The 25,834-nt window shown below is 64.1% G+C and carries 17 protein-coding genes and 2 tRNA genes; 9 read left to right on the top strand and 10 right to left on the bottom strand.

Annotated features, from left to right (window positions below):
* The first annotated feature begins 17 nt into the window (after nucleotides 1-17).
* The gene (locus RJ527_15130) at nucleotides 18-782 is read left to right on the top strand and encodes an SAM-dependent chlorinase/fluorinase (GenBank protein WND75357.1); all 765 of its coding nucleotides are present in this window, start codon (nucleotides 18-20) and stop codon (nucleotides 780-782) included.
* A gap of 135 nt (nucleotides 783-917) precedes the next feature.
* Complete coding sequence (locus tag RJ527_15135; GenBank protein WND75358.1) at nucleotides 918-1,748, top strand: MBL fold metallo-hydrolase; 831 nt, start codon at nucleotides 918-920, stop codon at nucleotides 1,746-1,748.
* A gap of 95 nt (nucleotides 1,749-1,843) precedes the next feature.
* Here the strand turns inward: RJ527_15135 and RJ527_15140 are convergent, their stop codons facing one another.
* The 4 genes from RJ527_15140 to RJ527_15155 all read right to left on the bottom strand — a co-directional run bounded on the left by RJ527_15140 (nucleotide 1,844) and on the right by RJ527_15155 (nucleotide 7,490).
* A complete protein-coding gene (locus tag RJ527_15140; GenBank protein WND75359.1) occupies nucleotides 1,844-2,719 on the bottom strand; it encodes an OmpA family protein in 876 nt (291 codons plus the stop codon).
* Between the two features lie 51 nt (nucleotides 2,720-2,770).
* Entirely contained in the window at nucleotides 2,771-3,565 is a 795-nt protein-coding gene (locus tag RJ527_15145) for a MotA/TolQ/ExbB proton channel family protein (protein ID WND75360.1), read from the bottom strand.
* A gap of 186 nt (nucleotides 3,566-3,751) precedes the next feature.
* Nucleotides 3,752-5,068 carry an HlyD family type I secretion periplasmic adaptor subunit gene (locus tag RJ527_15150; protein WND75361.1) on the bottom strand — a complete coding sequence of 439 codons (1,317 nt, stop codon included), beginning with the start codon at nucleotides 5,066-5,068 and terminating at the stop codon, nucleotides 3,752-3,754.
* Between the two features lie 46 nt (nucleotides 5,069-5,114).
* A complete protein-coding gene (locus tag RJ527_15155) occupies nucleotides 5,115-7,490 on the bottom strand; it encodes an ATP-binding cassette domain-containing protein (protein ID WND75362.1) in 2,376 nt (791 codons plus the stop codon).
* A gap of 312 nt (nucleotides 7,491-7,802) precedes the next feature.
* On the opposite strand from RJ527_15155, the gene RJ527_15160 reads away from it, so the two are divergent.
* Nucleotides 7,803-10,172 (top strand): adenylate/guanylate cyclase domain-containing protein, encoded by a 2,370-nt coding sequence (locus tag RJ527_15160; protein WND75363.1) that lies wholly within the window; start codon nucleotides 7,803-7,805, stop codon nucleotides 10,170-10,172.
* Here the strand turns inward: RJ527_15160 and RJ527_15165 are convergent, their stop codons facing one another.
* From RJ527_15165 to RJ527_15175, 3 genes are all read right to left on the bottom strand, one after another.
* The gene (locus RJ527_15165; protein WND75364.1) at nucleotides 10,173-12,854 is read right to left on the bottom strand and encodes a bifunctional acetate--CoA ligase family protein/GNAT family N-acetyltransferase; all 2,682 of its coding nucleotides are present in this window, start codon (nucleotides 12,852-12,854) and stop codon (nucleotides 10,173-10,175) included.
* A 101-nt stretch (nucleotides 12,855-12,955) separates the two neighbouring features.
* The gene (locus RJ527_15170; protein WND75365.1) at nucleotides 12,956-15,325 is read right to left on the bottom strand and encodes a GAF domain-containing protein; all 2,370 of its coding nucleotides are present in this window, start codon (nucleotides 15,323-15,325) and stop codon (nucleotides 12,956-12,958) included.
* Nucleotides 15,322-15,897: a HAMP domain-containing protein gene (locus RJ527_15175; GenBank protein WND75366.1), complete on the bottom strand. Its 576-nt coding sequence runs from the start codon at nucleotides 15,895-15,897 to the stop codon at nucleotides 15,322-15,324. Before RJ527_15175 ends, RJ527_15170 begins: the two co-directional genes overlap by 4 nt.
* A gap of 165 nt (nucleotides 15,898-16,062) precedes the next feature.
* On the opposite strand from RJ527_15175, the gene RJ527_15180 reads away from it, so the two are divergent.
* A complete protein-coding gene (locus RJ527_15180; GenBank protein ID WND75367.1) occupies nucleotides 16,063-17,334 on the top strand; it encodes a DNA polymerase IV in 1,272 nt (423 codons plus the stop codon).
* A gap of 13 nt (nucleotides 17,335-17,347) precedes the next feature.
* Here RJ527_15180 and RJ527_15185 read toward each other — a convergent pair whose 3' ends face one another.
* Nucleotides 17,348-18,007 (bottom strand): hypothetical protein, encoded by a 660-nt coding sequence (locus tag RJ527_15185; protein WND75368.1) that lies wholly within the window; start codon nucleotides 18,005-18,007, stop codon nucleotides 17,348-17,350.
* 182 nt (nucleotides 18,008-18,189) lie between these two features.
* Between RJ527_15185 and RJ527_15190 the strand changes: the two genes are divergently transcribed.
* On the top strand, nucleotides 18,190-19,098 hold the full coding sequence (locus RJ527_15190) for a 3-keto-5-aminohexanoate cleavage protein (GenBank protein WND75369.1): 909 nt from the start codon (nucleotides 18,190-18,192) through the stop codon (nucleotides 19,096-19,098).
* Between the two features lie 52 nt (nucleotides 19,099-19,150).
* Here the strand turns inward: RJ527_15190 and RJ527_15195 are convergent.
* Nucleotides 19,151-19,226 (bottom strand) — tRNA-Asn (locus tag RJ527_15195).
* Nucleotides 19,227-19,233: 7 nt separating this feature from the next.
* Nucleotides 19,234-19,307 (bottom strand) — tRNA-Cys (locus RJ527_15200).
* Nucleotides 19,308-19,597: 290 nt separating this feature from the next.
* Between RJ527_15200 and RJ527_15205 the strand changes: the two genes are divergently transcribed.
* From RJ527_15205 to RJ527_15220, 4 genes are all read left to right on the top strand, one after another.
* Complete coding sequence (locus tag RJ527_15205; GenBank protein WND75370.1) at nucleotides 19,598-20,254, top strand: protein-L-isoaspartate O-methyltransferase; 657 nt, start codon at nucleotides 19,598-19,600, stop codon at nucleotides 20,252-20,254.
* Nucleotides 20,255-20,413: 159 nt separating this feature from the next.
* Nucleotides 20,414-21,829, top strand: a complete 1,416-nt coding sequence (locus RJ527_15210; protein WND75371.1) for a TolC family outer membrane protein — start codon at nucleotides 20,414-20,416, stop codon at nucleotides 21,827-21,829.
* Between the two features lie 198 nt (nucleotides 21,830-22,027).
* Complete coding sequence (locus RJ527_15215; protein WND75372.1) at nucleotides 22,028-22,672, top strand: DUF2497 domain-containing protein; 645 nt, start codon at nucleotides 22,028-22,030, stop codon at nucleotides 22,670-22,672.
* Between the two features lie 130 nt (nucleotides 22,673-22,802).
* Nucleotides 22,803-25,472: a valine--tRNA ligase gene (locus RJ527_15220; GenBank protein WND75373.1), complete on the top strand. Its 2,670-nt coding sequence runs from the start codon at nucleotides 22,803-22,805 to the stop codon at nucleotides 25,470-25,472.
* Nucleotides 25,473-25,834 lie beyond the last annotated feature (362 nt).

Below are 25,834 nucleotides of genomic sequence, written 5' to 3' on the forward strand. Positions count from 1 at the left end.
TTGAGGGCCCCCGTGCCATGCTTGTCCTGTTCACCGATTTCGGCTTTCAAGGTCCCTATGTGGGGCAGATGAAGGCGGTTCTGCACGCGGGCGCGCCGGGGGTCCCGGTGATCGATCTGATGCACGATGCGCCGCCTTTCGATCCGCGGTCTTCCGCCTATCTGTTGGCGGCGTTGGCGGGCGAACTTGCCCCCGGCGCCGTGGTCCTGGGCATCGTCGATCCGGGGGTGGGAACGGACCGCCGCGCGCTTGCCGTGGAAGTGGACGGGCGCTGGTTCATAGGGCCTGACAACGGCCTTTTCGCATTGACGGTCCGGCGGGCGGCGGTGGCGCGGGCATGGGAAATTACCTGGCGCCCGGACAGGCTTTCAGCCAGCTTTCACGGTCGCGACCTGTTTGCGCCGGTGGCGGCGGCGATCGCCGCAGGCGGGACGTTCGTCGGTACCTTCCCGGGGCGGGAAATCGCCGTTCAGGAGGTCGACCGGAACGACTGGCCGGATGAATTAGAGCGAATTGTATATATCGACGGATTCGGCAACGCGATTTCCGGCATGCGCGCAGAAAACCTCTCGCCAAACCACCGGATTCTAGTTCACAATGTTGAAATCAAAGGCGAAAAGACCTTCGCCTCGGTTCCGCCGGACAGCTTGTTCTGGTACGCGAATTCGAGTGGTCTGGTCGAAATCGCCTGTAACCGAGGGCGGGCGGATCGGCGCTTGGGATTGTCGGTCGGAACGGGGGTTCGTGTCGTTGGAAATCAATCTGTGACAGTAGTTACTTGATGGCCTATACAGGGAACTAACTGTACTGCAAAGGTGCAGATAAAGCCGTGTGCCATTGAGGGCCTGTCCGCAAGGGAGTTTAGCCGCTGCGTTCGTTCACGCGCGTGAACAGACAGCGAAAGTCTGCATGAGATCATGGCCATCCGTCTGAAATTTTGGGGAGTTAGAGGAAGCATTGCCTGCGCCACGCCGCAGCACATGAAGTATGGCGGCAACACCAGTTGCATCGAGGTCGAGGCGGGTGACTATCGGTTCGTCATGGACGCGGGCACCGGCATCCGGTCTTACGGCAACGCTTTCCTTCAGTCCGGCGCGAAATGCTCCCACTTGCTGCTGACCCACACCCATTGGGATCATATCAACGGGTTCCCGTTCTTTGTGCCTGCCTATAATCCCGAGTACGCCATCCATATCATGGCCGGCCATCTGAAAAGCCGCGGCGACGAGGGCATTCAGGACATCCTGTCGACCCAGATGCATAACCCCATGTTTCCGGTGCCGCTTGAGGCCATGCAGGCCAAGCTGCGGTTCGAGGACTTCGATGCGGGCGACAGCTTTTCCCTGCCGTCGGACATCACGGTGAAGACGGCGCCCCTGAATCACCCCAACGGCGCCACCGGATACCGGATCGAACACGAGGGGGCGGCGATCTGCTATGTCACCGATACGGAACACACGCCGGGCAAGCTGGATGAAAACATCCTGGGCCTGATCGAGGGCGCCGATCTGGTGATCTATGACAGCACCTACACCGAGGAAGAGTTTCCCGCCAAGGTCGGCTGGGGTCATTCGACCTGGAACGAGGGCATGCGTCTGTGCCGGGCGGCCAACGTCAAGCGCATGGCGATCTTCCACCATGATCCGGAACACGACGACGCCTTCATGGATAAATTGGCGATCGAGGCCGAGGCGGCCTGGGAAGGCAACTTCGTCAGCCGCGAAGGCATGGAACTGATCATCGAGTGATCCGGCCCGCGGCCGCCGCGTAAGCGCCGCGTTCTAATTTTATGAATTGAGATTGGGGCGTTCGCGCCGGCCTGTACCGGCCCGCTGGCGAAGGCCTATTGCTGCGCGGGGGCCGGTTGGCCCTCGACGGCGGCGGGCGGGACATCCTGGGGCGTCTGGGCTTCCTGGGGCGTTTGACCTTCCTGCGGGGCCTGGCCTTCCTGCGGCGGCTGTCCTTCGCCCTGCTGTTCCTTGGCGCGCTTCTCCGCCTCGGCCTTGGCGCGAATAACGGCAAGGTGCTGGTACCAGACCTCGCGCTCCTTGAGGGACATGGCGGTCACGCGGATCGACGTGCGCCGGTTGGTCATCTGGTTTTCCGGGATCGGCACGCCTTCCTCGGTGCGGTTCGGAACCTTCGGCTTCTGGTCGGCGAAACCAGTGGCGCTCATTTTCAAAGGATCGACAAACTGCCGGTCCGCGAAGAACCGCACCACCGTCGCGGCGCGCGACGTCGACAACTCCCAGTTCGAGGGAAAGCGTTCCGTCGAAATGGGCTCGTCGTCCGTATGGCCCTCGATCTGAACGTTGTAGGTGGCGTAACGCGGCGCGCTGATCGTCTGGGCGATCTTTTCCAGGTAGGGAATGGCTTCCTCGCGCAACTCCGCCGAGCCGGGCTTGTAGAAGGCGCCGGACGACAGTTCGATGACCACACCCTTGGAGTCCTTGGACACCTGCACCGCGCGGTCTGCCTGCATCTGGAACACGACGTCCTCCAGATCGATCTTCAGCTTTTCCGTGGGCGAGGCATCGTCGTCGGACGACCCGATCTTTTCCTTGATCGCGGCGGCCGCTTCCTCGAAGGCGGGAATGTCGAATTCGGCGAAGGTCAACATCATCACGAAAAAGCACATCAGCAGCGTGATGGCGTCGGCATAGGTGACCAGCCAGTCTTCTTTCTCTTCTTGCGGGGATGGTTTGATCGGGACTCCCATGGCGTCAGCCTGCGCCGGCGGGCAATGGCACGAAAACCCGCCGTGGCATGGCTACCTCTTCATCTTGTCGATATTGAAGTGGATGGCCGGGTCAAGGAAGCTGTTCATGCGGTCCGCGATGTAGCGGGGGTTCTTCTTGTCGGCCAGAAGCGACAGTCCCTCGGCGATCAGGTAGTTGCGGAAGCGCACGATTTCCTCGCGCTGCTGGATTTTGGTCGCAGCCGGAATGAAGATCATGCGGGCGAACATGACGCCGTAGAGGGTCGTCAAAAGCGCGACCGCGAGGCCGGCGCCCAGCTGCGTCGGATCACCGCCCAGGTTGTCGAGCATGATAATCAGGCCGACCAGGGTCCCGATCATGCCGAACGCCGGGGCGGCGCCACCCATGCTGCGCAGGATGTCGACCTGCACGGTGTTGCGCCCGAAGGTCGATTCGATGGCGTTGGTCAGGATTTCGCGGACTTCCTCGCCGGTGTAACCGGAAATCACCATGTCGACGCCGAATTTCAGGAACTTGTCGCCGCGCACCGCTTTCTTGGCTTCGGCCTCAAGCGCCGGCGGACCGCTTTTCTGAACCGTGTAGGCCCAGCGGATGATTCGCCCGACTTCGGACTTCAGCACGTTGCGCCCGACCTTGGGCGAAAACAGGATGCGCCAGATCAGGCGCAGCGACAGCATGACGTAGCGCGGTTCGTAGGAAATGAATGTTGCCGACAGGGTGCCGCCGACAACCATCAGAAGGCTCGAAAGGCTGAGAAAAATCAGGAAGTTGTCGGTGCTCATCATGACTGAGCCGATGAACAGACCGAACGCGGCCAGCAACCCGACAAGTGTGGTAAACGACATGTCTTCCCCGGACCCCTACCAACGCGTGACGCACCTCACCAACAACGGGTCGGACGGCACACGGTGAACTCCCCTAGTAACCATCGTTTATAATAGATTGGCATAAAATAACAAATGGTTAGCGTTTCCCCCATTGCCCGGGGCCGGCAAACGGGGCGCGTCGCGGGGCTGGGGGCAGGACCGGCGTCAGCGCTCGCGGAAGGCCTCGTCCTTGAGCTTGAGGACGGGTTTGATGAGATAATCCATGACCGATTTGCGGCCCGTGTGGATGTCGACCGTGGCTTCCATGCCCGGCGTGATCGGCAGCAGATCCTTGGTCTTGCCCAGGTAGGTCTTGTCGGTCTGGACCACGACGCGGAAGTAAGGCGCGCCGTTTTCATCCGTGGAGGCGTCGGGGGCGACGGCGATCACCCGGCCGTCCAGGCCGCCGTAGCGCACGAAGTCATAGGTGGAAATCTTGACCACGGCGGGCTGGCCTTCGACGATGAAGCCGCGTTCCGTGGGATTTAGGCGGGCCTCGACGACCAGTTTGTCGCCCGTGGGCACGATCTCCATGATCGGCTCGCCGGGTTTGACCACGCCGCCGACCGTGTTGACCACCATCTTCTGCACGATCCCGTTGATCGGACTTTTGATCGCCGACCGGGCCCCTTGCTTCTCAGCCTCGGAAATCAGTTCCTGGATGCGGGCGATCGACTGTTCGACCTTGTTCAGTTCCTCGCGCGCTTCACGGCGGAACCCTTCCTCCGATTCCGACACGCGCTTCCTGGCCTCCTCGACCGCCGCCTGGGCGCGGGGGATGGCCGGAACCAGGCCCTTCAACTGGCCGTCCAGGTCTTCGACCTCGGCCTCCAGCTTCAGGTGTTCGATGCGCGCCGTCAGGCCTTCGGCCAGCAGCGACGCCGACATCGCCAGGCGTTCGCGGGCGAGGGAGTAGTTGCGCTCCGTCGCCTTCTTCTTGGCCTGCATTTCCTTGACGTCCAATTCGCGCTGCTTGATCTGTTCCTTCAGCACGCTGATCGACGCCTTCAGTTCGCGCTGGCGGGCGTCATGGGCCTGGCGCTGGGCTTCGACCAGGGCGGGCTGCCGGGTTTCCAAGGTGCGCGGGAATTTGAGCTTGCGGCCCTCGGCCTCGGCCTCCAGGCGCGCGCGCGCCGCCAGTTCGCTGTCGAGCCGGACCTGAAGTTCCTCGCGGTTGGTGCCGCCCGATGCCAGGTCGAGCAGCAGAAGATCCTGATCGACCGACACCGTGTCCCCTTCGGAGACGTAGATTTCCTGGACGATGCCGCCTTCCAGATGCTGGACGACCTTGGTCTTGCCCAGCGGCACGACCTTGCCCAAGGCGACGGAAACCTCGTCCAGCTTGGCGAAGTTGGCCCAGGTCAGCACCGCCGTGATCAGAATCATGATCGGCCAGGCGGCGACCCGAAGGGACGGCATCGGCCGTTTGACCAGCAGCTCGTCCAACGGAGAGGCAATGGGTGGGTTCGCTTGGTGTTGCATGTCTCGGCTCCAGCGCCGGGCGCGGTCATCCGGGAAGTTTCCCGGCCTACCGCGGGCCGCGCTCGTGCTCCATGGCTTTCAGTATATCAGCGTAGGGGTCGTTACTTGAAGCGCTAGATGCCTTTGCCGCCGGTTTGGCCGGTGCCGGGGCAGGGGCTGGCGCGGGTGCTTGAGCGTGCGGTTTGGCCATCGCCGGTTGGGCCTGCGCGGGGGCGGTTGGGCGGGACGCGGCTTGAGGGGCTGCCTGAGACGGCGCGGGTTTCGCCGTCGGTTGGGCGGGGGCGGGACGTGGGGCCGGGGCGGGTGCCGCCGGTGCCGGGCGTTGCGCCGCCTGGGGCGCCGGTGCCGGTCTTGCGGGGGCAGGCTGCGGTGCGGGCTTTGGCGCAGGCGACGGTGCCATGGCGGGGGCCGGACGCTTGGGCGGCACGGGGTCGACGCGTCCGCCGGGGGCGGGCGGTTTGCCGCCCTGGGCGGCCTGACGGGCGGCATTGGCCAGGGCGGCGGCCATGTCGGGCATGGGCGGCTTCGCGGCCGGTGCGCCCGCGGGTTTGGCGGGGGCGGGCTTGGCGGGAGCGGGCGTTGCGGCACCGGCGGGCGTCTTGGCGGCGGGGGCTGCCGGCGCCGTACTTGGCGCGGCGGGTTTGGCCGGGGCGGCGGCGGGGGCCTTGCCGGCATCGGGTTTCGGCGCGTCGCTCTTCACGGCGTCTTCGGGTGGACGTTCCATGGGCTGCTGGCCGAACAGACGCGGCAGGATTTCCGCCGACGGCCCGGCCAGCGCCACGCGGCCCTGGTCGAGGGCGACCAGATCGTCGCAGGCGGCCAGCAGGATCGGGCTGTGGGTCACCAGGATGACGGAGCGGGTCTTGGAAATCTCGCGCAAGGTATCCCGCAGGGCCTGTTCCGCCTGACGGTCCAGGCTGGCCGAGGGTTCGTCCATCATCAATACGGATGGATCGCCGAGAAGGGCCCGGGCGATGGCGATGCGCTGGCGCTGACCGCCCGACAGGCGCGAGCCGGCTTCGCCGATGTCGGTGGCGTAACCGTCGGGCATGTCGATGATGAAGTGATGGACGCCGGCGTGGGTCGCCGCCTTGATGACCTGTTCGTCCGAGGCGTCGGCATGGCGGTGGGCGATGTTGTCGCGGATGGTGCCGGCGAACAGCACGCATTCCTGCGGCACGTAGCCCATCCAGTCAGCCAGTTCATGGCGCGTGAACTGGGCGATGTCGGCGCCGTCCAGCAGCACGCGGCCGCTGGTCGGCCGGTACAGGCCTTGCAACACCTTCAACAGCGTCGTCTTGCCGGATCCGTTGCGCCCGACCAGGGCGTGAATGCCGCCCGCGGGCAGGCTGACGGTGACGTTGTTGAGGATCGGCTTGGTGCCTTCGACGTAGTTGAAGACGACGTTCTCCGTGCGCAGTTCGCCCTTGGGGGCTTCCAGTTCGATCTCGGACTCCGCGCGTTCGCTGATTGTCTCGAAAGTCTGGCCCAAGCGGTCGGCGGACTGTTTAAACGAATTGAAGGTGCGCCACTGGTTGACCAGCTGGTTGAGCGGCCCGAGCAGCCGGCCCGACAGCATGTTGGCCGCGATCAGCGAGCCCATGGTCATTTCCTGGTTGACGATGGCAAGTGCCCCCACGGTCGTCATCAGCAGCGTCGTGCACATGGTCAGCGAGCCGCCCAGGTTCGAATAGAAATCGGTCTTGGCGCCGCGCACGGCCGACTTTTCGATGTTGTCGGCGTGGCTCTGTTCCCAATGGGGGCGCATGGCCTGGTCGAGGGCAAGAGCCTTGATGGTGGTCCGCCCCTGGATCATTTCGGCGATCAACTGGTCGCGCGAGATGGAGGACTGGCGTTCTTCCTGGTTGGCGGAGGCCATGACATTGCCCGACTTCCAGGCGACGAACATGAACAGCGGCAGGATGACCAGCAGCACCGGCGCCACGGGCGGCGCGATGACGATGATCAGGACAAGGAACATGAGGACGAAGGGCAGGTCGGTGATCAGCACGGCCGAGCCGCCGGACAGCGTATTGCGCACCGTGTCGACGTCGCGGAACAGGCCTTGCCAGTGGCCGGCGGGCTTGGATTCCAGTTCCGACAGCGGCAGCGACATCAGCTTGTCGAACAACTGGCGGCCGACCAGCACGTCGACGCGCAGCGCCACGGTCTGCATGACGCGCGAGCGCGCCAGCTTCAGCACTAGGTCGAAGATGATCACGGCGATCATGCCGATGACCAGCCCCCACAGGGTCGAGATGCCCTTGTGGAACACCACGCGGTCGAATACCTGCATGGAAAACACAGGCGTCGCCAGGGCCACCAGATTGATGAAGGCCGACATCAGCACGACCTCGCGAAAGGTCGGCATGAGCGATTTGACGAAGGGCTTCAGCCACGCCGTATTGTTGGGTTCCGCCATGGAATTCCCGCTGCTCCTAATATCCCAGCGTCAGGTTAATGTATGATGGTAAACACGGGATGAACAGGGGATGCGCGTAGGACGCCGCCCGAACGGCCCGGTTTCATGGCGTTTCGGCGCTCTGAATTTCCGCATATGCGGGCTTTCGGGCTGGCGGCATGGGCGCGAACCTGTGATAATGTGGCGGTAACTCCCACATTGCAGGTGGATTGCCGGGCAAAACCGAGTACCGGCGCCGCCAGGGGACGGGAGTGGTCTGCCCCGGAATCGTCCAGGACGAAACCGGGAGGGCCAAGACAGGGGAGCTCAGAATTGCCTGACGAAGGCCGCGCGGACGTTATCCCGCCGACGGTGCCGAAAGGACCGAAGACGCCCGGCATGGCGATGCGCGCGTTGCGCGCCGTCGGACGTGGGTTCTATCGGTTCTTCCGCGGCGCCGTGCGGCTGGAACGCATCGTCGGCTACGTTCTGCTGTTCGGGTTCATTGCGCTTTACATCGCCGACCCCAAACCCGTTCAGTTCATGCGCCTCAAGGGCTTCGACTTTTTTCAGCAGATGAAGCCGCGCGAAATTCCGCCGCCCGAACGCAAACCCGTCACCATCATCGATCTCGACGAAAAAAGCCTGGGCGAGGTCGGTCAATGGCCGTGGCCGCGCAATATCCTGGCGCAACTGGTCGAAAACCTGATGAAGATGGGCGCCGTGGTGGTGGCCTTCGACATTGTCTTCGCCGAACCCGACAGAATGAATCCGTCCGCCATCGCGGATGCGCTGAAGGGCCTGGACGAGGATACCAAGAACAAGATCCGCCAGTTCAAATCCAACGACGAGATTTTCGCTGAAACCATCAAGCGGTCGCGCGTCGTGCTGGGCCAGTCGACGGTGGAAAACGAGCTTGAGGGCGTCAGGCTGCCGCCGGTGAAGAAATCCATCGCCATCCGCAAATACGGGCCCAACGTGCCCGACCCCCTGGACCTGCTGCCCAGCTTCCCCGCCCTGGTGCGCAACGTGCCGATCATCGAGCAGGCGGCCGCCGGGCGGTTCGGCGGGCACGGCATCTTCTCGATCATTCCCGAACAGGACGGCATCATCCGCCGCATTCCGTCGCTGTTCGTTCAGGGCAAGGACATGTTCCCGGCCCTCAGCGTCGAAATGCTGCGCCTCGCCACGGGGCGGCCGACGATCCTGGTCAAGGTCGATCAGGCGGGCATCAAATCGCTGGGCATCGCCAAGGGCCTGGAAATTCCCACGGACCAGAACGGCCGGATGTGGCCCTACTTCTCCAAGTCGGACAAGGCCAAGTACGTGTCGGCCGTGGATGTGCTGAACGGCACCGCCGACCCGGCGATGATCAAGGGCAAGCTGACCATCCTCGGCACCAGCGCCATCGGCCTCAAGGATATTCGATCCATCCCGACGGAAAGCAACATCCCGGGGGTCGAGGTCCATGTGCAGATCATCGAAACCGTGCTCAACAAGGCCTATCTGACCCGCCCCAACTTCGCCCGGGGCGTGGAATTGTCGGTCATCCTGTTCGGCGGATTGGCGATGATCGTCCTGGTGCCCTGGGTGGGTGCCCTCTGGACCTTCATGGTGTTCGGCGTGACCACGGCCGGCGTCGGGTTCGGAAGCTGGCATGCCTTCGCCGAATACCGGATGCTGATCGACGCGGTCTTCACCCTGGTCGCCATCTTTCTTCTGTATTCCACGCTGACCTATCTCAACTACGTCCGTGAAGAGGCATCGAAGAAACAGGTGCGCGGGGCCTTCGCCCACTATCTGTCGCCGGACATGGTCGAACGTCTGGCGGAAAACCCGGACAGCCTGAAGCTGGGCGGCGAAATGCGCGACATGACGCTGCTGTTCTGCGACGTGCGCGGCTTTACGACGATTTCCGAACAGTTCGATCCTGTCGGCCTGACGTCGCTCATCAACAAGCTTTTGACGCCGCTGACCAACGCGATCCTCAAGCGCAAGGGCACCATCGACAAGTACATGGGCGACTGCATCATGGCGTTCTGGAACGCGCCTTTGGACAACCCCAACCATGCCATGGACGGCTGTCGTTCGGCCCTGGCCATGCTGGCGGAAATGGAGCCGCTCAACACCAAGCTGGAACAGGAAGCCAAGGAAGAGGGCCGCAAGCACGTGCCGCTCAAGGTCGGTCTCGGCCTCAACTCGGGCCCCGCGGTCGTCGGCAACATGGGATCGGACATGCGGTTCGACTATTCCGTGCTGGGCGACACGGTGAACCTTGCCGCGCGCCTGGAAGGACAGTCCAAGTCCTATGGCATGAACGTGGTTCTCGGCCCCAACACCTACGAGGCGGTGAAGGACGAATTGGCCTGCATCGACCTGGATTTCATCCAGGTCAAAGGTAAACTGACAGGGGTCATGATCTACGGATTGCTGGGCGACGAGACCGTGGCCCAGAAGCCCGAGTTCCAGGAACTCCGCAAACTGATCTTCGACGCCCAGGAAGCCTACCGCGCCCAGAAATGGGACGAGGCGGAAGCCATGTTCAAGACCATCCGCGAGCGCGGCAACGACGCCAACAAGTGCTGGGATTTGGAAGCCAACCTGGACGTGCTGTGCGACGTCTACGAGGAACGCATCGCGGAATACCGGGTCAACCCGCCGCCGGCCGACTGGGACGGCGTGTTCGTGGCGACCAGCAAGTAATCAGCCCAGATCCAGCGTCGTCTCCATCACCGGCTCGTCGTCCAGCCTGTGGACCCGGAACCCCAGGTTGCGCACCATGTCCAGCATCGGGTGATTTTCCGCCATGACCTGGCCGGTCATGGTCTTCGTGCCGCGCGCCCGGCAATAGCCGATCATCTTTTCCAACAGCTTGTATCCCAGGCCCTGCCCCTTGAGGTCCGAGCGCACGATGATCGCGAATTCGCAGGTGTCGTTGTCGGGATCGGTCACCGTGCGTACGACGCCGAGGGTTTCATGGCCGGCGCCACCGGCTTTGGGGGCCGAGGCGATGAAGGCCATTTCGCGGTCGTAGTCGATCTGCGTCAGGCGGGCGATTTCCGAATGGGGAAATTCACGGACCAGGCCGAAGAAGCGGAAGCGGATGTCCTCGGGTGTCAGCCGGTCGAGGAATTCACGGTGTTCCGGTTCGTCCTCGGGTCGGATCGGGCGCAGCAGCACCTCGAGGCCGTTGTGCAACGTGAACGGTTCTTCCAGCTCGGCCGGGTAGGGGCGGATCGCCAGGCCCCGTGACCGATCGCCCGCGGGGCTGGCGACGCGGATGCGGGCGTCCAGGGCCAGCACGCCGTTCTCGTCGGCAAGCAGCGGGTTGATATCCAGTTCGAGGATTTCAGGGATATCGACGACCATCTGCGAGATCTGGACCAGAGTCAGGCAGAGGGCGTCCATGTTCACGGGCGGACGGTCGCGGTAGCCTTGCAGCAGGCGCCAGATGCGGGTTCTGCTCACCAGATCGCGGGCCAGATGCATGTTGAGCGGCGGCAGCGTCACCGCCCGGTCGGCGATCACCTCGACCGCCGTGCCGCCCTCGCCGAACAGGATGACAGGCCCGAAGATCGCATCGCAGGTGACGCCGACGATCAGTTCGTGGGCCTTCGCGCGATCGGCCATGCGCTGCACGGTGAAGCCTTCGAGGCGGGCGTCGGGAAACTTATCGCCGATGATCTTCAGCATGCGTTCCGCCGAGGCGGCGACGGCTTCGGCCGTGTCGAGGAACAGGTCGACGCCGCCGACGTCCGACTTGTGACTGATGTCCGGCGACAGGATCTTCAAGGCCACGGGAAAGCCCATGGCCTGGGCCTTGGCGGCGGCCTCCGCGGGTGTGGCGACGATATGGGTTTCCACCGTCGGAATGCCGTAGGCCGCGAGCATCGATTTGGCTTCCGGTTCGCTCATCATGGCGTCGCCACCCGCGAGGTGCCCCTCGATCATCACCCGTGCGACGGCCGTTGCGGGGTTGAACTGTGCGGGCAGGGACATCGGCGTTTCCGTCAACATCTCCTGGTTTCGCTTGTAGGTGATCAGGTGCATGAAGGCGCCGACGGCTTCGCCCGGGGTGTCATAGGTCGGCACCCCCGCATCGCGCAGCATCTTGCGCGCCGGTGCGACCGCCTGCTCGCCGACCCAATTGGCCAATATGGGCGCCTTGGTCTCGCGCGCGACATCGATGACCGCCTGTGCCGCCGCCGTGCTGGACGCCGTCGCCGTCGGCGCGTGCATGACCAGGACGGCGTCGGCTTCCTTGGCCGCAAGCACGGTCCGCATGGCGGCGGCGTAGCGTTCCGGCGGCGCGTCGCCGATGATGTCGGCGGGGTTTCCGTGCGACCAGGATGCCGGTAGCACCTTGTCCAGGGCGGTCAGGGTGGCGTCGGAAAACGTGGCCAGCCGCCCGCCCGACTGGATCAGCCGGTCGACCGCCATGACCCCGATACCGCCGCCGTTGGTCACGATGGCGAGCCGGTCGCCGGGAAATTTCGGCGCCCGGGCCAGGGTTTCGACGGCGGCGAAGATTTCCTCGATGGTGTCGACGCGCAGCATGCCGGCGCGGCGGAAGGCGGCGTCGTAGACCGCGTCGGTCCCGGCCAGCGCGCCGGTATGGGAACGGGCGGCCTGCGCGCCGGCGTCGCTGCGCCCGGCCTTGATGACCAGAATGGGCTTGTTGCGCGATGCCGCGCGGCCGGCCGACATGAAGGCCCGCCGTTCGTGGATCGATTCCACATACAGCAGGATCGCCCGCGTGCCCGGGTCGCTGCCCAGATAGTCGAGCACGTCGCCGAAATCCGTATCCAGCGCGTCACCCATGGAGATGAAATGAGAAAAGCCGATACCGCGCGCCCGCGCCCAATCCAGCACGGCGGTGCACATGGCGCCCGACTGGCTGGCGAAGGCGATATTGCCGGGCAGGGCCGGCAGGTGGGCGAAGCTGGCGTTGAGTCCGATCCCCGGCACCAGCAGGCCGAGACAGTTGGGACCCAAGAGCCGCATGCCGTACCCGCGCGCGATGGCCAGAACCTCGGCCTGGGCCGAGGCCCCGCCGTCGGACGCCGCGGCGGCAAGGCCCGCCGTCAGTACGATGGCGGCGCGGGTGCCGCGCCGGCCCAGGTCGTCGATGATTTTCGCTACCGTGGCGGGCGGCGTGCAGATAATGGCCATGTCCGGCGTTTCGGGAAGATCGGCGACATCGTCATAGGTCAGCACCCCGGCGACGGCCCGATAGTGCGGATTGACCGGCATGATGGGGCCGGAAAAGCCCCCTTCGAGGAGGTTGTGCATGACCAGATTGCCGACCGATCCCTTGCGGTCCGACGCGCCGATCACGGCGACCGAAGTGGGGCGGAACAGCTTGTTGAGGTTTCTGACGGTCATGGGGGCGCCTAACTATTCGCGGCTCAGGTTAGCCCGTTAATGTTTCAGAGCCATCACAAATTTTGCAGTGCAGCATGCACGGGGTGGCGGGTGTGGCCGGTTTATTTCGAGGTCATGACCCAGACGCCGTTCCAATCCTTGGGCGGTTCCGCCTTCAGCATTTCGCAGCGCCCGATATAGGTTTCCGCCAGCTTGTCGTTGGGGTTGAGGGCGATGGCTTCCTTGAAGGCCTTGGTGGCCTTGTCCCAATCGCCCTTGTCGTAATGGCTGCGCCCGGATTTGAAGTGGTTCACCGCTTCCATCAGGTTGGGGAAGGTTTCGTCCGTGTGGAAGTCGAGGACTTCGTAAACGCCGACCGGCTCGGTCTTGCCCTTGACGATCACCTTGTCGATGTCGCGAATGCGGTAGGTGCCCTTGAGCTTGCGGTAGGTGAATTCCGAGATCAGCAGCCGGGCCGAATACTGCTTGCAGGCACTTTCCAGACGCGCGGCCAGGTTCACGCCGTCGCCGATCATGGTGAAGTCCATGCGCTTGGGCGACCCGATGTTGCCCGACACGATGTTGCCGGTGTTCAGGCCGATGCCCATGTCGATGGGCATGTCGCCCTTCTTCACGCGGGTCACGTTCCATTCGTCCAGTTCGCGGAGCATGGAGATGGCGGCGCGCAGCGCGCGGTCCTCGCAGTCCTCGAGCGGCAGCGGCACGCCGAACCCGGCCATGATCGCGTCGCCGATGAACTTGTCGAGCATGCCGTTCTCGCGCGAGATGCAGTCCACCATGATGGTGAAGTATTCGTTCAGCATCTGCACCGTGCCCTGGGGACCCAGGCTTTCCGTCAGGGTCGTGAAGCTGCGCACGTCCGAGAACAGGATGGTGGCTTCCAGGCTCTTGCCGCCCAGGATGTCCTCGCCGCCCTTCATCAATTGGTCGGCCAGACCCGGATCCATGTAGCGCGACATGGTCGACTTCATGCGTTTTTCCGAGGAAATGTCCTCAAGCATCAACATGGAGCCGAGCTTCTTGCCTTCCTCCGTCGTCAGCGGCAGGAAGTGCACGTTGACGGACTTGGTTTCGGCACCCTGCTTGAGTTCCTGGTCCATGGTGATGTCCGGCTCCTGGGTTTCCTCCAGAAGCTCCAGGCGCTCGTTGATCCAGGGGTTCTCGATGGCGAAGAATTCCTGCGCCTCCTTGCCGATGATGTCGTCTTCGTCCTCGCAGTGCAGGATGCGCAGGCCGGCGGCGTTGCAGGTCACGACCTTGCCGTCCTCGTCGATGGTGACCACGCCGTTCGACATGCTTTCCAGCATGCTTTCGTTGTAGTTCTTCATGTTCTGGACGTCTTCGAACAGCTTGGCGTTTTCGAGCGCGATGGAAACCTGCGCCGTGAACGCCTTCAGCCGCGTTTCGTCCTCTTCCGTGAACGGCCCGCCGCGCTTGTTCAAAACCTGGGTCACGCCGATCATCTTGCCCGCCTTGTTGACCACGGGCACGCAGAGGATGGAGCGCGTGAAATACCCGGTCTTCTTGTCGAAGGCCGGGTTGAAGCGCAGGTCCGCGTAGGCGTAGGGGATGTTGATGGTGTCGCCGGAGCAAAACACGGCGCCGGCGATCCCCAGATGGTTGGGCAGGCGGATTTCGCCCAGGGAATCGCCCATCGCCACGCGTGAAAACAGTTCGTTGGTCTTTTCGTCGTTGAGGAACAGGGTCGAGCGATCTGCCGACAGCATGCGGGTCGCTTCGGACATCACGCGCGACAGCAGCGAGCCGAGTTCCAGGTTCGACGTCACGTCCGACACCATGTCCAGGAACTTCATTTCCTGTTCCCGGCTTTTCTTCATGCTCTCGACGAACTGCGTGCTCTGCAACGCGACGGCGGCCTGGGTGGTGATGGCTTCGAGCAGAGCCAGGTCGTCCTCGTTGAAGGGCTGGCCGCCCTTCTTGTTCAGGCATTGGACGACGCCGATGATTTCGTCCTTCACCGTCTTCACCGGGGCGGCGCAGATGGTATTGGTCTTGAACCCGGTCTGTTCGTCCACGGAGCGGTTGAAGCGTTTGTCCGTATAGGCGTCGTCGATGGTCTCGCCGATGCCGGACGTGAACACGGCGCCGGCGATCCCGGTGTTGTTGAGGATGCGGATTTCGCGCTGGAAATTGCCCTGGGCGACACGGGAATACAGTTCGCCCGTGGCCGGATCGTTGAGGAACAGGGTGCCGCGTTCGGCATCCAATTCATAGACGATGACCTCGACCAGGGTTTCCAGAACCTCGTCCAGGGATTCGATGCCGGCGACCCGGCGCGACACGTTCAGCAGCATCTCCGCCTGTTTCAGGCGGCGGTCGGCCTCGTGCAGCTTGCGGTGGATTTCCTCGTCCGTGACCGGCGGCTTGGCGGCGCTTGCGGTCGGGCGGGCAGGGGCGCCGCCCGCAATGTCGCGCTCGATGGTGCCGGGTGAGGGAAGGTTGCTGCTCATTGCCGCGCTTCGGACCCCCGCTGGGACTTGACCTCAAGGGTACGCCGCAGGGTGACGATGGCCTGTTGCAGTTCACCGACCTCGTCCCGGCGGGTCCGGTTCAGTTCCTGCACCGTCTCCTGATGCCGGAAGTTCAGGTCTTCCATTTCCTGCCGCAGACGGGCGGCCGTCGCCTTCAGTTGCTGGATTTCGTCGCGCCCGGCGGAAACGGCCTCGTTCAGCTCCCTCTCTTTTTCCAGCTTGAGCGTCTCCATCTCGTCGCGCAGCGCCTGAATGGTGTTTTTCAACTGAGTGATCTCGTCGTTGCCGGCGGCGCGTTCTTCTTGAACTTCCTTCTGGCGGGCGAAGTTCAATTGTTCCATTTCCTCGCGGAGCGCCGCGGCCGTGTCCTTGAGTTGCTTGATTTCGTCGATGCCCTCGGCACGCGCTTCCTGCTCGACGCGCTGCATGTCGAAGACCTTGTTTTCAAGTTCCTCGCGGAGCGCGGCGACGGTTTCTTTCAGTTGCCGAATCTCAAGCTGTGCGTCCCGCAGGTCATTCGACTCTGTGGCGGGTGAGACCGGATCACTCATCCTCGAACACCTTTCCGCCTGTGGCGGTACTTTTGAGCATCTTCCGACCGCCATCTTAGCATGCGGATGGAACATCGTCGTGACTGCTCGTAACATAGTCGCGCCCTTCAGGGGCGGGCGTCAAGATTGCTTGTCGTTCAATTGCTTATGCCGGGATGCCGCCGGATGATGACTGCCGTGTGCCGGGATTGCGCGACCCTGTGGGAGGCCCCGCCGGGGGCTTCGGCCGGACGCTGTCCGCAATGCGGCGGGCGGCGGGTTTTCTGCCATCCCGAACTGGCGTCCCTGACCTTGGCCCATATCGATTGCGACGCGTTCTACGCCAGCGTGGAGAAGCGCGACAATCCGGCCATCGCCGGACGCCCGGTGATTGTCGGCGGCGGGCGGCGGGGGGTGGTCGCGGCCTGCTGCTATATCGCGCGAATCTCGGGCGTGCGCTCGGCCATGCCCATGTTCCAGGCGCTCAAGCGCTGCCCCAAGGCCGTGGTCATCCGCCCGGACATGGAAAAGTACCGGCGCGCCGGCCATCAGATCCGCGCCATGATGGAGGATCTGACGCCATTGGTGGAGCCGATCAGCATCGACGAGGCCTTTCTCGACCTTGCCGGGACCCAGGCCTTGCACAAGGGGCCGCCGGCGGTGACCCTGGTGCGCCTGGTCAAACGGATCGAGGACGAGGTCGGCGTCACGGCCTCCGTTGGCCTCAGCTACAACAAGTTCCTGGCCAAGGTCGCGTCGGATCTGGACAAGCCGCGGGGATTCGCCGCCATCGGCCGCGCCGACGCGGCGGATTTCCTGAGGGACAGGCCCGTGGGCTTGATCTGGGGGGTGGGCGGCAGCCTGCGCGGGCGCCTGGAAAAGAACGGCGTGACGCGCATCGGCGACCTGCTGCGCTTTGACGAACGGGACTTGACGGCGCGCTACGGCGCCATGGGCAGCCGGCTTTACAATTTCGCGCGGGGCCAGGACGACCGCCGCGTGACCCCGGGCGGCGACGCCAAAAGCGTCTCGGCGGAAACCACCTTCGACGAAGACATCGGCGATCTGGAAAGTCTCAAGGCCGTGTTGTGGCGGCTTTCAGAAAAGGTCTCGTCCCGCCTGAAAGGCAAGGGAATCGAAGGTGGCACGGTTGTTCTCAAGCTGAAGACCGACAAGTTCCGGCAGCTGACGCGCTCGCGCCGGCTGGACCGCCCGACCCAGTTGGCCGAGGCCATCTACCGCGCGGCCCTGCCATTGCTGGAGAAAGAGACCGACGGAACGCGGTTCCGCCTGATCGGGACGGGGGTGCAGAACATCGCCCCCTTGGGGGCCGGTGCGCCGGAAACGGGCGATCTTCTGGCCGGGACGGGCGATCGCCCGCGCAAGGTCGAGGAAGCCATGGACCGGGTGCGCGGCAAATTCGGGGTGAATGCGATCAAGAAAGGCCGCTCTCTCTGATCTTGCCGTTCCGTCACCAGCCGTCGCAGCGGGCCTGAGTCGCGCGGTAGCTGTCGACGGTGTCCAGGCGGGCGTCGGCGGTGGCCATGTCCTGCTGCATGCGCTCGATCAGGGGCGTCAGGCGGTCGCGCAGCAGATTGACGAAATACCGGGCGCCCGTGCTCATGGAGCCGGCAACCTGCGGTGCGGCGGCGGCCGCTTCGCCGGCCAGGCGGGCGCGGATGTCGGGCAGGTAGCGGGCCAGGGTGTCCTGAAAATTGCGCACGTGCTGGTTTTCGTGTTCCAGGATCACGTCGTACTGGCAGCTGCCGGGACGGTAGCGGCGGTCGACATAGACGTCGATGCGGTCGTAACCGATGGTCAGTTCCGCATCCTTCAGCCCGACGCAGAACCCCTTGGCCAAGCGCTGGCCCTGGACCTGGACGCGGAATTCCCATTTCAAATCCCGGCCCATCAGCCCGACCGGATGCCAGTCGGCCTGGGCCGCGGCCCCACCCGCGCGGCGGCGCTTGGCCTCCAGCTGTTTACCGGAAAAACCGTTGGAAAACCGGATGCTGCCGCGCTTTTCAGTCAGCCGGGTGGTCGTCTCGACCCCGGGCAGGCGGCAGTCCGCGGCCCGTGCGGGAGTCCCCGGCACGGTTCCCAGAAGCATCAGGGTAAGGGGCAGAAGCACCAGACAGGGCCGCAAGCGGCGTATCCTCCGAACAATGCGGCGCCGACCGGCACCGCCCTGTCTGAGATAATACCGCAAGACGTGCCCGTCCAGGTTTCCGGGCCGGGTGAATTGACGCGGCCCTCGTCCCGGATTACCAACAACCCCAAGGGGGGCCTGATACCGTAGGGAACATCGAGGCCATGACGTTTCAATCCACCGTGCCGGGCTTCGGCAAGAAGGTGATCATCGAGGTTCGCGTCAACGAATACATGGCGCGCGACGTCAATCCGAACGTGCCGTTCACGCCCGATGAGATCGCCGAGGCGGCGGCCGCCTGCCGCGCGGCGGGGGCGTCGATCTGCCACTATCATGCGCGCAACGCCGACGGATCGCCCAACCACGACCCCGACGCCTATTTCGAGACGATCCGCAAAATCCGCGCGGCCAGCGACATCATGATCCATCCGACCCTGGGCCAGGTGACGCTGAAGTCCTCGGACGAGGCCCGTTTGCAGCACATCGTCAGGGCATCGCAGGATCCGGCCCTGAAGCCCGATTTCGCGCCCATCGACATCGGTTCCACCAACGTCGACGTCTATGACCGGGCGGCCAAGCGCATGAAGACGGACGAACTGGCCTATGTGAACACGCCCAAGACCTGCGCCTATTTCGCCGAGCGCATGCGCGAAATCGGGGTCAAGCCGGTCATCGTGTCCTGGACCGTGCCGTTCACCCGCATGTTCGAGGCGTTTTCGGAAATGGGCCTGGTCGATCAGCCGGCCTATCTGCTGTTCGCGTTGTCGGATTCTGGCTATCTCGGGGGCCATCCGGGCACCATCAAGGGCCTAATGGCGCATCTCGAATTCCTGCCCCAGGGTGCCCGGTTCGAATGGTCGGTCAACAACAAGGTCGGCAATCTGTTCGGCCCGGCGGCGCTGGCGCTGGAAATGGGCGGGCATGTGGCGATCGGCCTGGGCGACTATCCCTATCCGGAACTGGGCACGCCGACCAACGCCGATCTGGTCAAGCGCGTCGCGCAAATGGCCGAGGCATTCGGCCGCGAACCCGCCACCCCGGCCGAGACGCGGGCGATGCTGGGCATGGCTTGAGCGGCAGCAAATGAAAAGGGCCAGTCCTGGTCTCAGGACTGGCCCTCTTAATTGGCTCCGGCGGCAAGACTCGAACTTGCGACAAGTCGGTTAACAGCCGACTGCTCTACCAACTGAGCTACGCCGGATCAGGCGTGGAGGCGCGGACCGGAATCGAACCGGTGTACACGGCTTTGCAGGCCGCTGCGTAGCCACTCCGCCACCGCGCCCCAGATGGCACCAAAGTGCCGGGGCTTAATCCCCCAGGAAACAACCCCGTTGCGGAGGTCCCTTCCAAGGGCCAGGCTGACCGGCTTCGGCCCACAGAGGGCGGGACATTACATACTGACCCTCCGGTGGTCAAGCAACTGTTCCGGCGAATTTTCAGGCACCGGAAATGGCCTGGAAAAGGGCGCCGCAACGCGCGCCGCCATTGTGTTCGCCGACGGCTGGGACTATACAGAATTCAGCCAAATCGGGCCCCCGTCGGCCCGTTCCAACGCGAAGGAGAACCGGCGACATGGATTTCGCAGCCGCGCGCCGTAACATGATCGATTGTCAGGTCCTGCCCAACCGGGTCACGGACGAGCGTGTCATTGCCGCCATGGCGGACATGCCGCGCGAGGCCTTCGTGCCCGAAGCCAAGCGGTCCATCGCCTATGTCGATGAGGCCCTTGCCGTGGGCGGCGGGCGTTATCTGATGGAGCCCATGATCACCGCGCGTCTGTTGCAGACCGCGCGCATCGGCGCCGACGACGTGGTGTTGTGCATCGGCTGCGGCACCGGCTATTCGGCGGCCTTGCTGTCCAAGCTGGCGAACACGGTGGTGGTCGTCGAAAGCGACAAGGCGATGGCCAAGCAGGCCCAGGAAACCCTGGCGGGACTTGGCATTGACACGGTCGCGGTGATCGACGGCAAGATGGCCAACGGCTATCCCAAGCAAGCACCTTACGACGTCATCTTCTTCGACGGCGCCGTGCCCAGTGTGCCGGAAAAGATCGAAAAGCAGCTGGCCGAAGGCGGCCGCCTCGTGGCGGTCTGCTCGAAGCGCGGCTCCGCCGTCGGCAGCGCCGTTCTGGCGGCGCGGTTCGGCGGCCATATCTCTCACCGCGATCTGTTCGACGCGGGAACGCCGGACCTCCCCGGGTTCGAGCTGGAGGAAGCCTTCACCTTCTGACGCGGCCGAATCCGATGCGGATTGGCGCCATGAGGCGGTCGAGGGCTGTATATGCAAGTTTTTGAATTATCTGTATTTTTGCACGTATTTAGTTGAAATCTGGACGCGGCGAATGCAGGTAGTATGGTAACCCGAGACAACCACAGGCGAGTAACGGCCTTGATCACGCGAATTCTTTCCCCTTTTCAATACGTTCCTGGAATTTCCCGCGCCACTGTCGGTGCTGCGGCCCTTGCTGGCGCGCTTGCTTTCGCGCCGCCGCCGGCCCAGGCGCAGACCCTGGCCGAGGCGCTGATTGCCGCCTATTCCAATAACCCGACCCTGGCGGCACGCCGGGCGCGCCTGCGCGCCACGGACGAACAGGTGCCCCAGGCGCTGTCCAATTGGCGGCCGTCGGTCGCCATTACCGGCGACGCCGGGTACGAGCGCAACCGCTCCACCCTGCGCACCACGAACCGCACGCAGAACCGCAACCCTGCAACCGTCGGCCTGTCGATCACCCAGCCGCTGTACCGCGGCGGGCGCACGCTGGCGGCGACGGAAGGGGCGGAAAACGCCGTCCGCGCCGAGCGCGCGCGCCTGATCGACACGGAACAGGACATTCTGCTGGCCGCCGCGACGGCCTATCTGAACGTGTTCCGTGACGAGGCCGTGCTGGCGCTCAACATCAACAACGAAAAGGTCCTCAAGCGTCAGCTTGAGGCGACCAAGGACCGCTTCGAGGTCGGCGAAATCACGCGCACCGACGTGCACCAGGCCGAAGCCCGCCTGGCTGGCGCCACGGCCGACCGTATCCGGGCCGAGGCAAACCTGGAAAACTCGCGCGCCACCTACGAAAACGTGGTCGGCCTGCCGGCGCCGAAAAATCTTGAGCTTCCGGGCGATCCCGGGGGGCTGCCAAAGGACCGGCACGACGCCATCAAGATGGCGGCGACCACCAACCCCAACGTCATCGCGGCCGAATTCGACCGCAAGGCGGGCATGAACACGGTGCGCGAGGTCAAGGGTGAACTGCTGCCCGAGGTCGATGTCACCGCCAGCGCGGATCGTTCCTATGAAACGGCGGGCGAAACGGGACGTATCGATTCGGCCGAGGTTCGGGTCAACCTGACCATTCCGATCTATCAGCAGGGCAGCGTCTATTCGCGCCTGCGTGAGGCCAAACAGGACCTTGCCGAGCTGACCCGGAACATCGATCAGGCCCGCCGCGACGCCATCGAGGACGCGACCAGCGCCTGGGAGAACCTGCAGACGGCGCGCGCCCGCGTGGTGTCGTTCAGCGCCCAGATCGAAGCCAACGTGGTCGCCCTGGACGGGGTCGAGCGTGAGGCCGCCGTGGGGTCGCGCACGGTTCTGGACGTTTTGGACGCGGAACAGGAATTGTTGGATTCCCGCGTCGGTCATACGGAGGCCCAGCGTGACGAACGGGTCGCCGCGTTCGAACTGTCGGCCGCCATTGGCCGGATGACCGCCACGGATCTGAAATTGGCCGTCGATGTTTACGATCCGCGCATGCATTACGACGAAGTGCGCGGCAAGTGGGTCGGCGGATCGAGCAGCGAAGAAGGCAAGTAGGGCGGTTTTCGCCCCTTGCCGTCGCTGATGACGGTGGCGCCCATGACGGCGCCCGACAATTAATTCCTGTGATATACCAAATATTAACGATCAACGTGGGTTAATGGCTGGTGTATCTTGGGAAAAGTGGCGTGACTCGGGCCTGCGTGGGAGTGGGGAGCCGGGGACCGCGACAAGAATTGATGGGCATGCGGGATTATGAGCGAAGAAGCCGAAGCCGCTGAAGGCGGCGAACCTTCGATGGAAGACATCCTTTCTTCCATCCGCAAGATTTTGGCGGAGGAAGAGGATGAAGAGGGAGGCGATGCGCCGGCCGAGCAGGCTGCCGCGCCGGAGCCCGAGCCCGAACCGGCGCCTGCGCCGGCGCCCGAGCCGGAACCCGAGCCGGAACCCGACATCGAAATGACCGACATGGACGAGCCGGAGCCCGAACCGGAGCCGATGCCCGAACCGGAAGACCTGTTCGAGCCGGAACCGGAACCCGTGGCCGCCGCCGCGCCGCCGCCCCCTCCGCCGCCGCCGCCCATGCCGGAGCCGGAACCGATGGCGGACATCATGGAATTGACGCCCGACATGGTCGCCCCCGACGCCATCATGTCGCGGCCGACCTCGCTGCACGGCTCGGACGTTCTGGCCGAATTGGCCAAGGCGATCCTCGACCGCCGTGACCTGCCGGTGATGTCGTCGGGCGATGCGTCGCTGGAAGGCATCGTGCGCGAGATGCTGAAACCGATCCTGCGCGAGTGGCTGGACCGCAATCTGCCGTATCTGATCGAGCGCCTGGTGAAGAAGGAAATCGACACCATGGTCAACCGCGCCGAAGGGCTCGACAACTGGGGCTGATCCCGTAAGGGAAGGCGCCTGAAAAAGAATCGAAATGATGACCCCGGGGGCTTTGTTCCCCGGGGTTTTTCGTTGTATACCCGCCCATCCCCATCCACTGACTTAACGCCCTCCCGAGGACCCTGCTTCCATGGCCGAACTGGAAAAAACCTACCACCCCGACGCGGTGGAAACCCGCCGCTACCAGGAATGGGAACAGAGCGGCGCCTTCGCGCCCGGCCAGGGACAGGTCGAGGGTGGCAACGGCCAGCCCTATACCATCGTCATCCCGCCGCCCAACGTGACCGGCAGCCTGCACATGGGGCATGCGCTGAACAACACGTTGCAGGACATCCTGATCCGCTACCGCCGCATGAAGGGCGATGCGGCCCTGTGGCAGCCGGGCACGGATCACGCGGGCATCGCCACGCAGATGGTGGTCGAACGGATGCTCGAGGCCGAGGGTGTGAAGCGCACGGATCTGGGCCGCGACAAGTTCGTCGAGCGGGTGTGGGACTGGAAGGCGGAATCCGGCGGCACCATCACCAAGCAGCTGCGCCGGCTGGGGGCCTCCTGCGACTGGTCGCGCGAACGCTTCACCATGGACGAGGGCCTGTCCAAGGCCGTGGTCAAGGTGTTCGTGGAACTGCACAAGCAGGGCCTGATCTACCGCGACAAGAGGCTGGTCAACTGGGATCCCAAACTGCATACGGCGATCTCGGACCTTGAGGTCGAACAGCGCGAGACCAAGGGCAAGATGTGGTACTTCAAGTATCCCATCGAAGGTCAGGATGGAAAGTTCATCACCGTCGGCACGACCCGCCCGGAAACCATGCTGGGCGACACCGGTGTCGCCGTGCATCCCGACGACGAACGCTATACGGACCTGGTCGGCAAGAACGTGGTGCTGCCGATCACCGGCCGTCTGATCCCCATCGTCGCCGACCATTACGCCGATCCGGAAAAGGGATCGGGCGCGGTGAAGATCACCCCGGGCCACGATTTCAACGACTTCGAGGTCGGCAAGCGGGCCGGGCTCGACATCATCAACATCCTCGACGCCAACGCCCATCTGAACGAAAACGTGCCCGCAAAATACCAGGGCATGGAGCGGTTCAAGGCGCGCGACGCCGTGCTGGCGGAGATGGAGGGCCTGGGCCTGCTGGAGCGGGTCGAGGACAACGACATGACCGTGCCCCACGGCGACCGGTCCGGCGTGGTGGTCGAGCCCTGGCTCATGGATCAGTGGTTCGTCGACGCCAAGACGCTCGCCAAGCCGGCCATTGAGGCGGTGGAGAGCGGCAAGACCCAGTTCGTGCCCAAGACCTGGGAAAACACCTATTTCGAATGGATGCGCAACATCCAGCCCTGGTGCGTGTCGCGCCAGCTGTGGTGGGGGCATCAGATCCCGGCCTGGTTCGGCCCCGACGGCGCCGTGTTCGTGGAAATGAGCGAGGAGGCCGCCCAGGCCGCCGCCGACGCCCATTACGGCAAGGCGGTCGAGCTGACCCGCGACCCGGACGTGCTGGACACCTGGTTCTCCTCGGCCCTGTGGCCGTTCTCGACCCTGGGCTGGCCCGACGAGACGCCGGAACTGGCGCGCCATTATCCCACGGACGTGCTGGTCACCGGCTTCGACATCATCTTCTTCTGGGTCGCCCGCATGATGATGATGGGCATCCACTTCATGGGCGAGGTGCCGTTCCACACGGTCTACATCCACGCCCTGGTGCGGGATGAGAAGGGCCAGAAGATGTCCAAGTCCAAGGGCAACGTCATCGACCCCCTGGATTTGATCGAGAAGTTCGGCGCCGACGCGCTGCGCTTCACCCTGACCGCCTTCGCCGCCCAGGGCCGCGACGTGAAGATGTCGGAAAGCCGGGTCGAGGGCTACCGCAACTTCTGCACCAAGATCTGGAACGCGGCCCGGTTCTGCGACATGAACGAATGCCGCGTCGATCCTGATTTTAATCCGAATTCAGTTAACTCGACCCTGAACCGCTGGATCGTCGGCAAGGTGTCCGAGGCCGAGACGGCCATGACCATGGCGCTCGACGCCTACCGCTTCAACGACGCGGCGGGGGCCCTCTATTCCTTCACCTGGAACACCTTCTGCGATTGGTACCTGGAATTCGCCAAGCCCGTGTTCATGGGATCGGACGAAACCGCCAAGGCGGAAACCCGGGCGACCACGGCCTGGGTGCTGGATCAGATCATCACCCTGCTGCATCCCATCGTGCCGTTCATCACGGAAGAGCTGTGGCAGACCCGGGCCGAACGCGCGCAGCCGCTGATCACCACGCCCTGGCCCGTGTACGACCCGGCCCTGGTCGATGCCGCCGTCAACGCGGAAATGGACTGGGTGGTGCGCCTGATTTCGCAGATCCGCGCCGTGCGTTCGGAAATGAACGTGCCGCCCAAGGCGAAAATCCCCATGCTGCTGAAGGACGGCGACGCGGCCGCCCAGGCGGCGCTGGCCACGCACCGCGACCTGATCCTGCGTCTTGCCGGCCTGTCCGACGCGGGCGTGCTGACGGGCGAGGTTCCCAAGGGCGCGGTGCAGGACGTGCTTGACGGCGCCATGGTGATCCTGCCGATCGCCGACGCCATCGACCTGGAGGCGGAAAAGGCGCGGCTTCTGAAGGAAATTTCCAAGCAGGACGCGGAAATCGACCGTTTCGAGAAGAAGCTGGGCAACGCCAAGTTCGTCGCCAACGCCCCGGCCGAGGTGGTCGAGACCGAACGCGAGAAGCTCGGCGAGGCCCAGGCGACCCGCGGGCGCCTGGACGAGGCCCTCAAGCGTCTGGCGACGGTGGGCTGATTTCCCGTTTCGCCGGCGGCATTGATCCTATTCTCCTAATATGCGTCCGGAATAGGAACTTTCAGGGGCTGGTGTGACTGGGGCAGGGGGCGTTAGCCTTCCTTGTAGGCAGATCAAGGAGGTTACAAAGTTGGAACCACCGATGCAGTCCCCCGACATATCGACCCAAACCCCATTTACCCGGTGATCATCGGGTGGGATCGGGTGCGACGCCGATCCCGAAAACGCAAAAGGAAAGCCCCGCCCTAAAACGGCGGGGCTTTTACATGGGTGGATGTCCGGCCTGTTCGCCGTCCGACACAGCCTCTTGTGAGCACGCGCCCGCGCCGACATAATCGGGTTCGATTCCGGGGGGATGGGGC

The sequence above is a fragment of the Thalassospiraceae bacterium LMO-SO8 genome (assembly GCA_031655335.1).
In the GTDB taxonomy this organism is placed as follows: domain Bacteria; phylum Pseudomonadota; class Alphaproteobacteria; order Rhodospirillales; family Casp-alpha2; genus UBA1479.

Excerpts from the sequence above, each read along its gene's own strand:
- RJ527_15135 (WND75358.1), top strand. The coding sequence starts at position 918 with ATGGCCATCCGTCTGAAATTTTGGGGAGTTAGAGGAAGCATTGCCTGC.
- RJ527_15170 (WND75365.1), bottom strand. The coding sequence starts at position 15,325 with ATGAGCAGCAACCTTCCCTCACCCGGCACCATCGAGCGCGACATTGCG.
- RJ527_15215 (WND75372.1), top strand. The coding sequence starts at position 22,028 with ATGAGCGAAGAAGCCGAAGCCGCTGAAGGCGGCGAACCTTCGATGGAA.
- RJ527_15145 (WND75360.1), bottom strand. The coding sequence starts at position 3,565 with ATGTCGTTTACCACACTTGTCGGGTTGCTGGCCGCGTTCGGTCTGTTC.
- RJ527_15175 (WND75366.1), bottom strand. The coding sequence starts at position 15,897 with ATGAGTGATCCGGTCTCACCCGCCACAGAGTCGAATGACCTGCGGGAC.
- RJ527_15150 (WND75361.1), bottom strand. The coding sequence starts at position 5,068 with ATGCAACACCAAGCGAACCCACCCATTGCCTCTCCGTTGGACGAGCTG.
- RJ527_15140 (WND75359.1), bottom strand. The coding sequence starts at position 2,719 with ATGGGAGTCCCGATCAAACCATCCCCGCAAGAAGAGAAAGAAGACTGG.
- RJ527_15130 (WND75357.1), top strand. The coding sequence starts at position 18 with ATGCTTGTCCTGTTCACCGATTTCGGCTTTCAAGGTCCCTATGTGGGG.
- RJ527_15220 (WND75373.1), top strand. The coding sequence starts at position 22,803 with ATGGCCGAACTGGAAAAAACCTACCACCCCGACGCGGTGGAAACCCGC.
- RJ527_15155 (WND75362.1), bottom strand. The coding sequence starts at position 7,490 with ATGGCGGAACCCAACAATACGGCGTGGCTGAAGCCCTTCGTCAAATCG.
- RJ527_15165 (WND75364.1), bottom strand. The coding sequence starts at position 12,854 with ATGACCGTCAGAAACCTCAACAAGCTGTTCCGCCCCACTTCGGTCGCC.
- RJ527_15190 (WND75369.1), top strand. The coding sequence starts at position 18,190 with ATGACGTTTCAATCCACCGTGCCGGGCTTCGGCAAGAAGGTGATCATC.
- RJ527_15205 (WND75370.1), top strand. The coding sequence starts at position 19,598 with ATGGATTTCGCAGCCGCGCGCCGTAACATGATCGATTGTCAGGTCCTG.
- RJ527_15180 (WND75367.1), top strand. The coding sequence starts at position 16,063 with ATGATGACTGCCGTGTGCCGGGATTGCGCGACCCTGTGGGAGGCCCCG.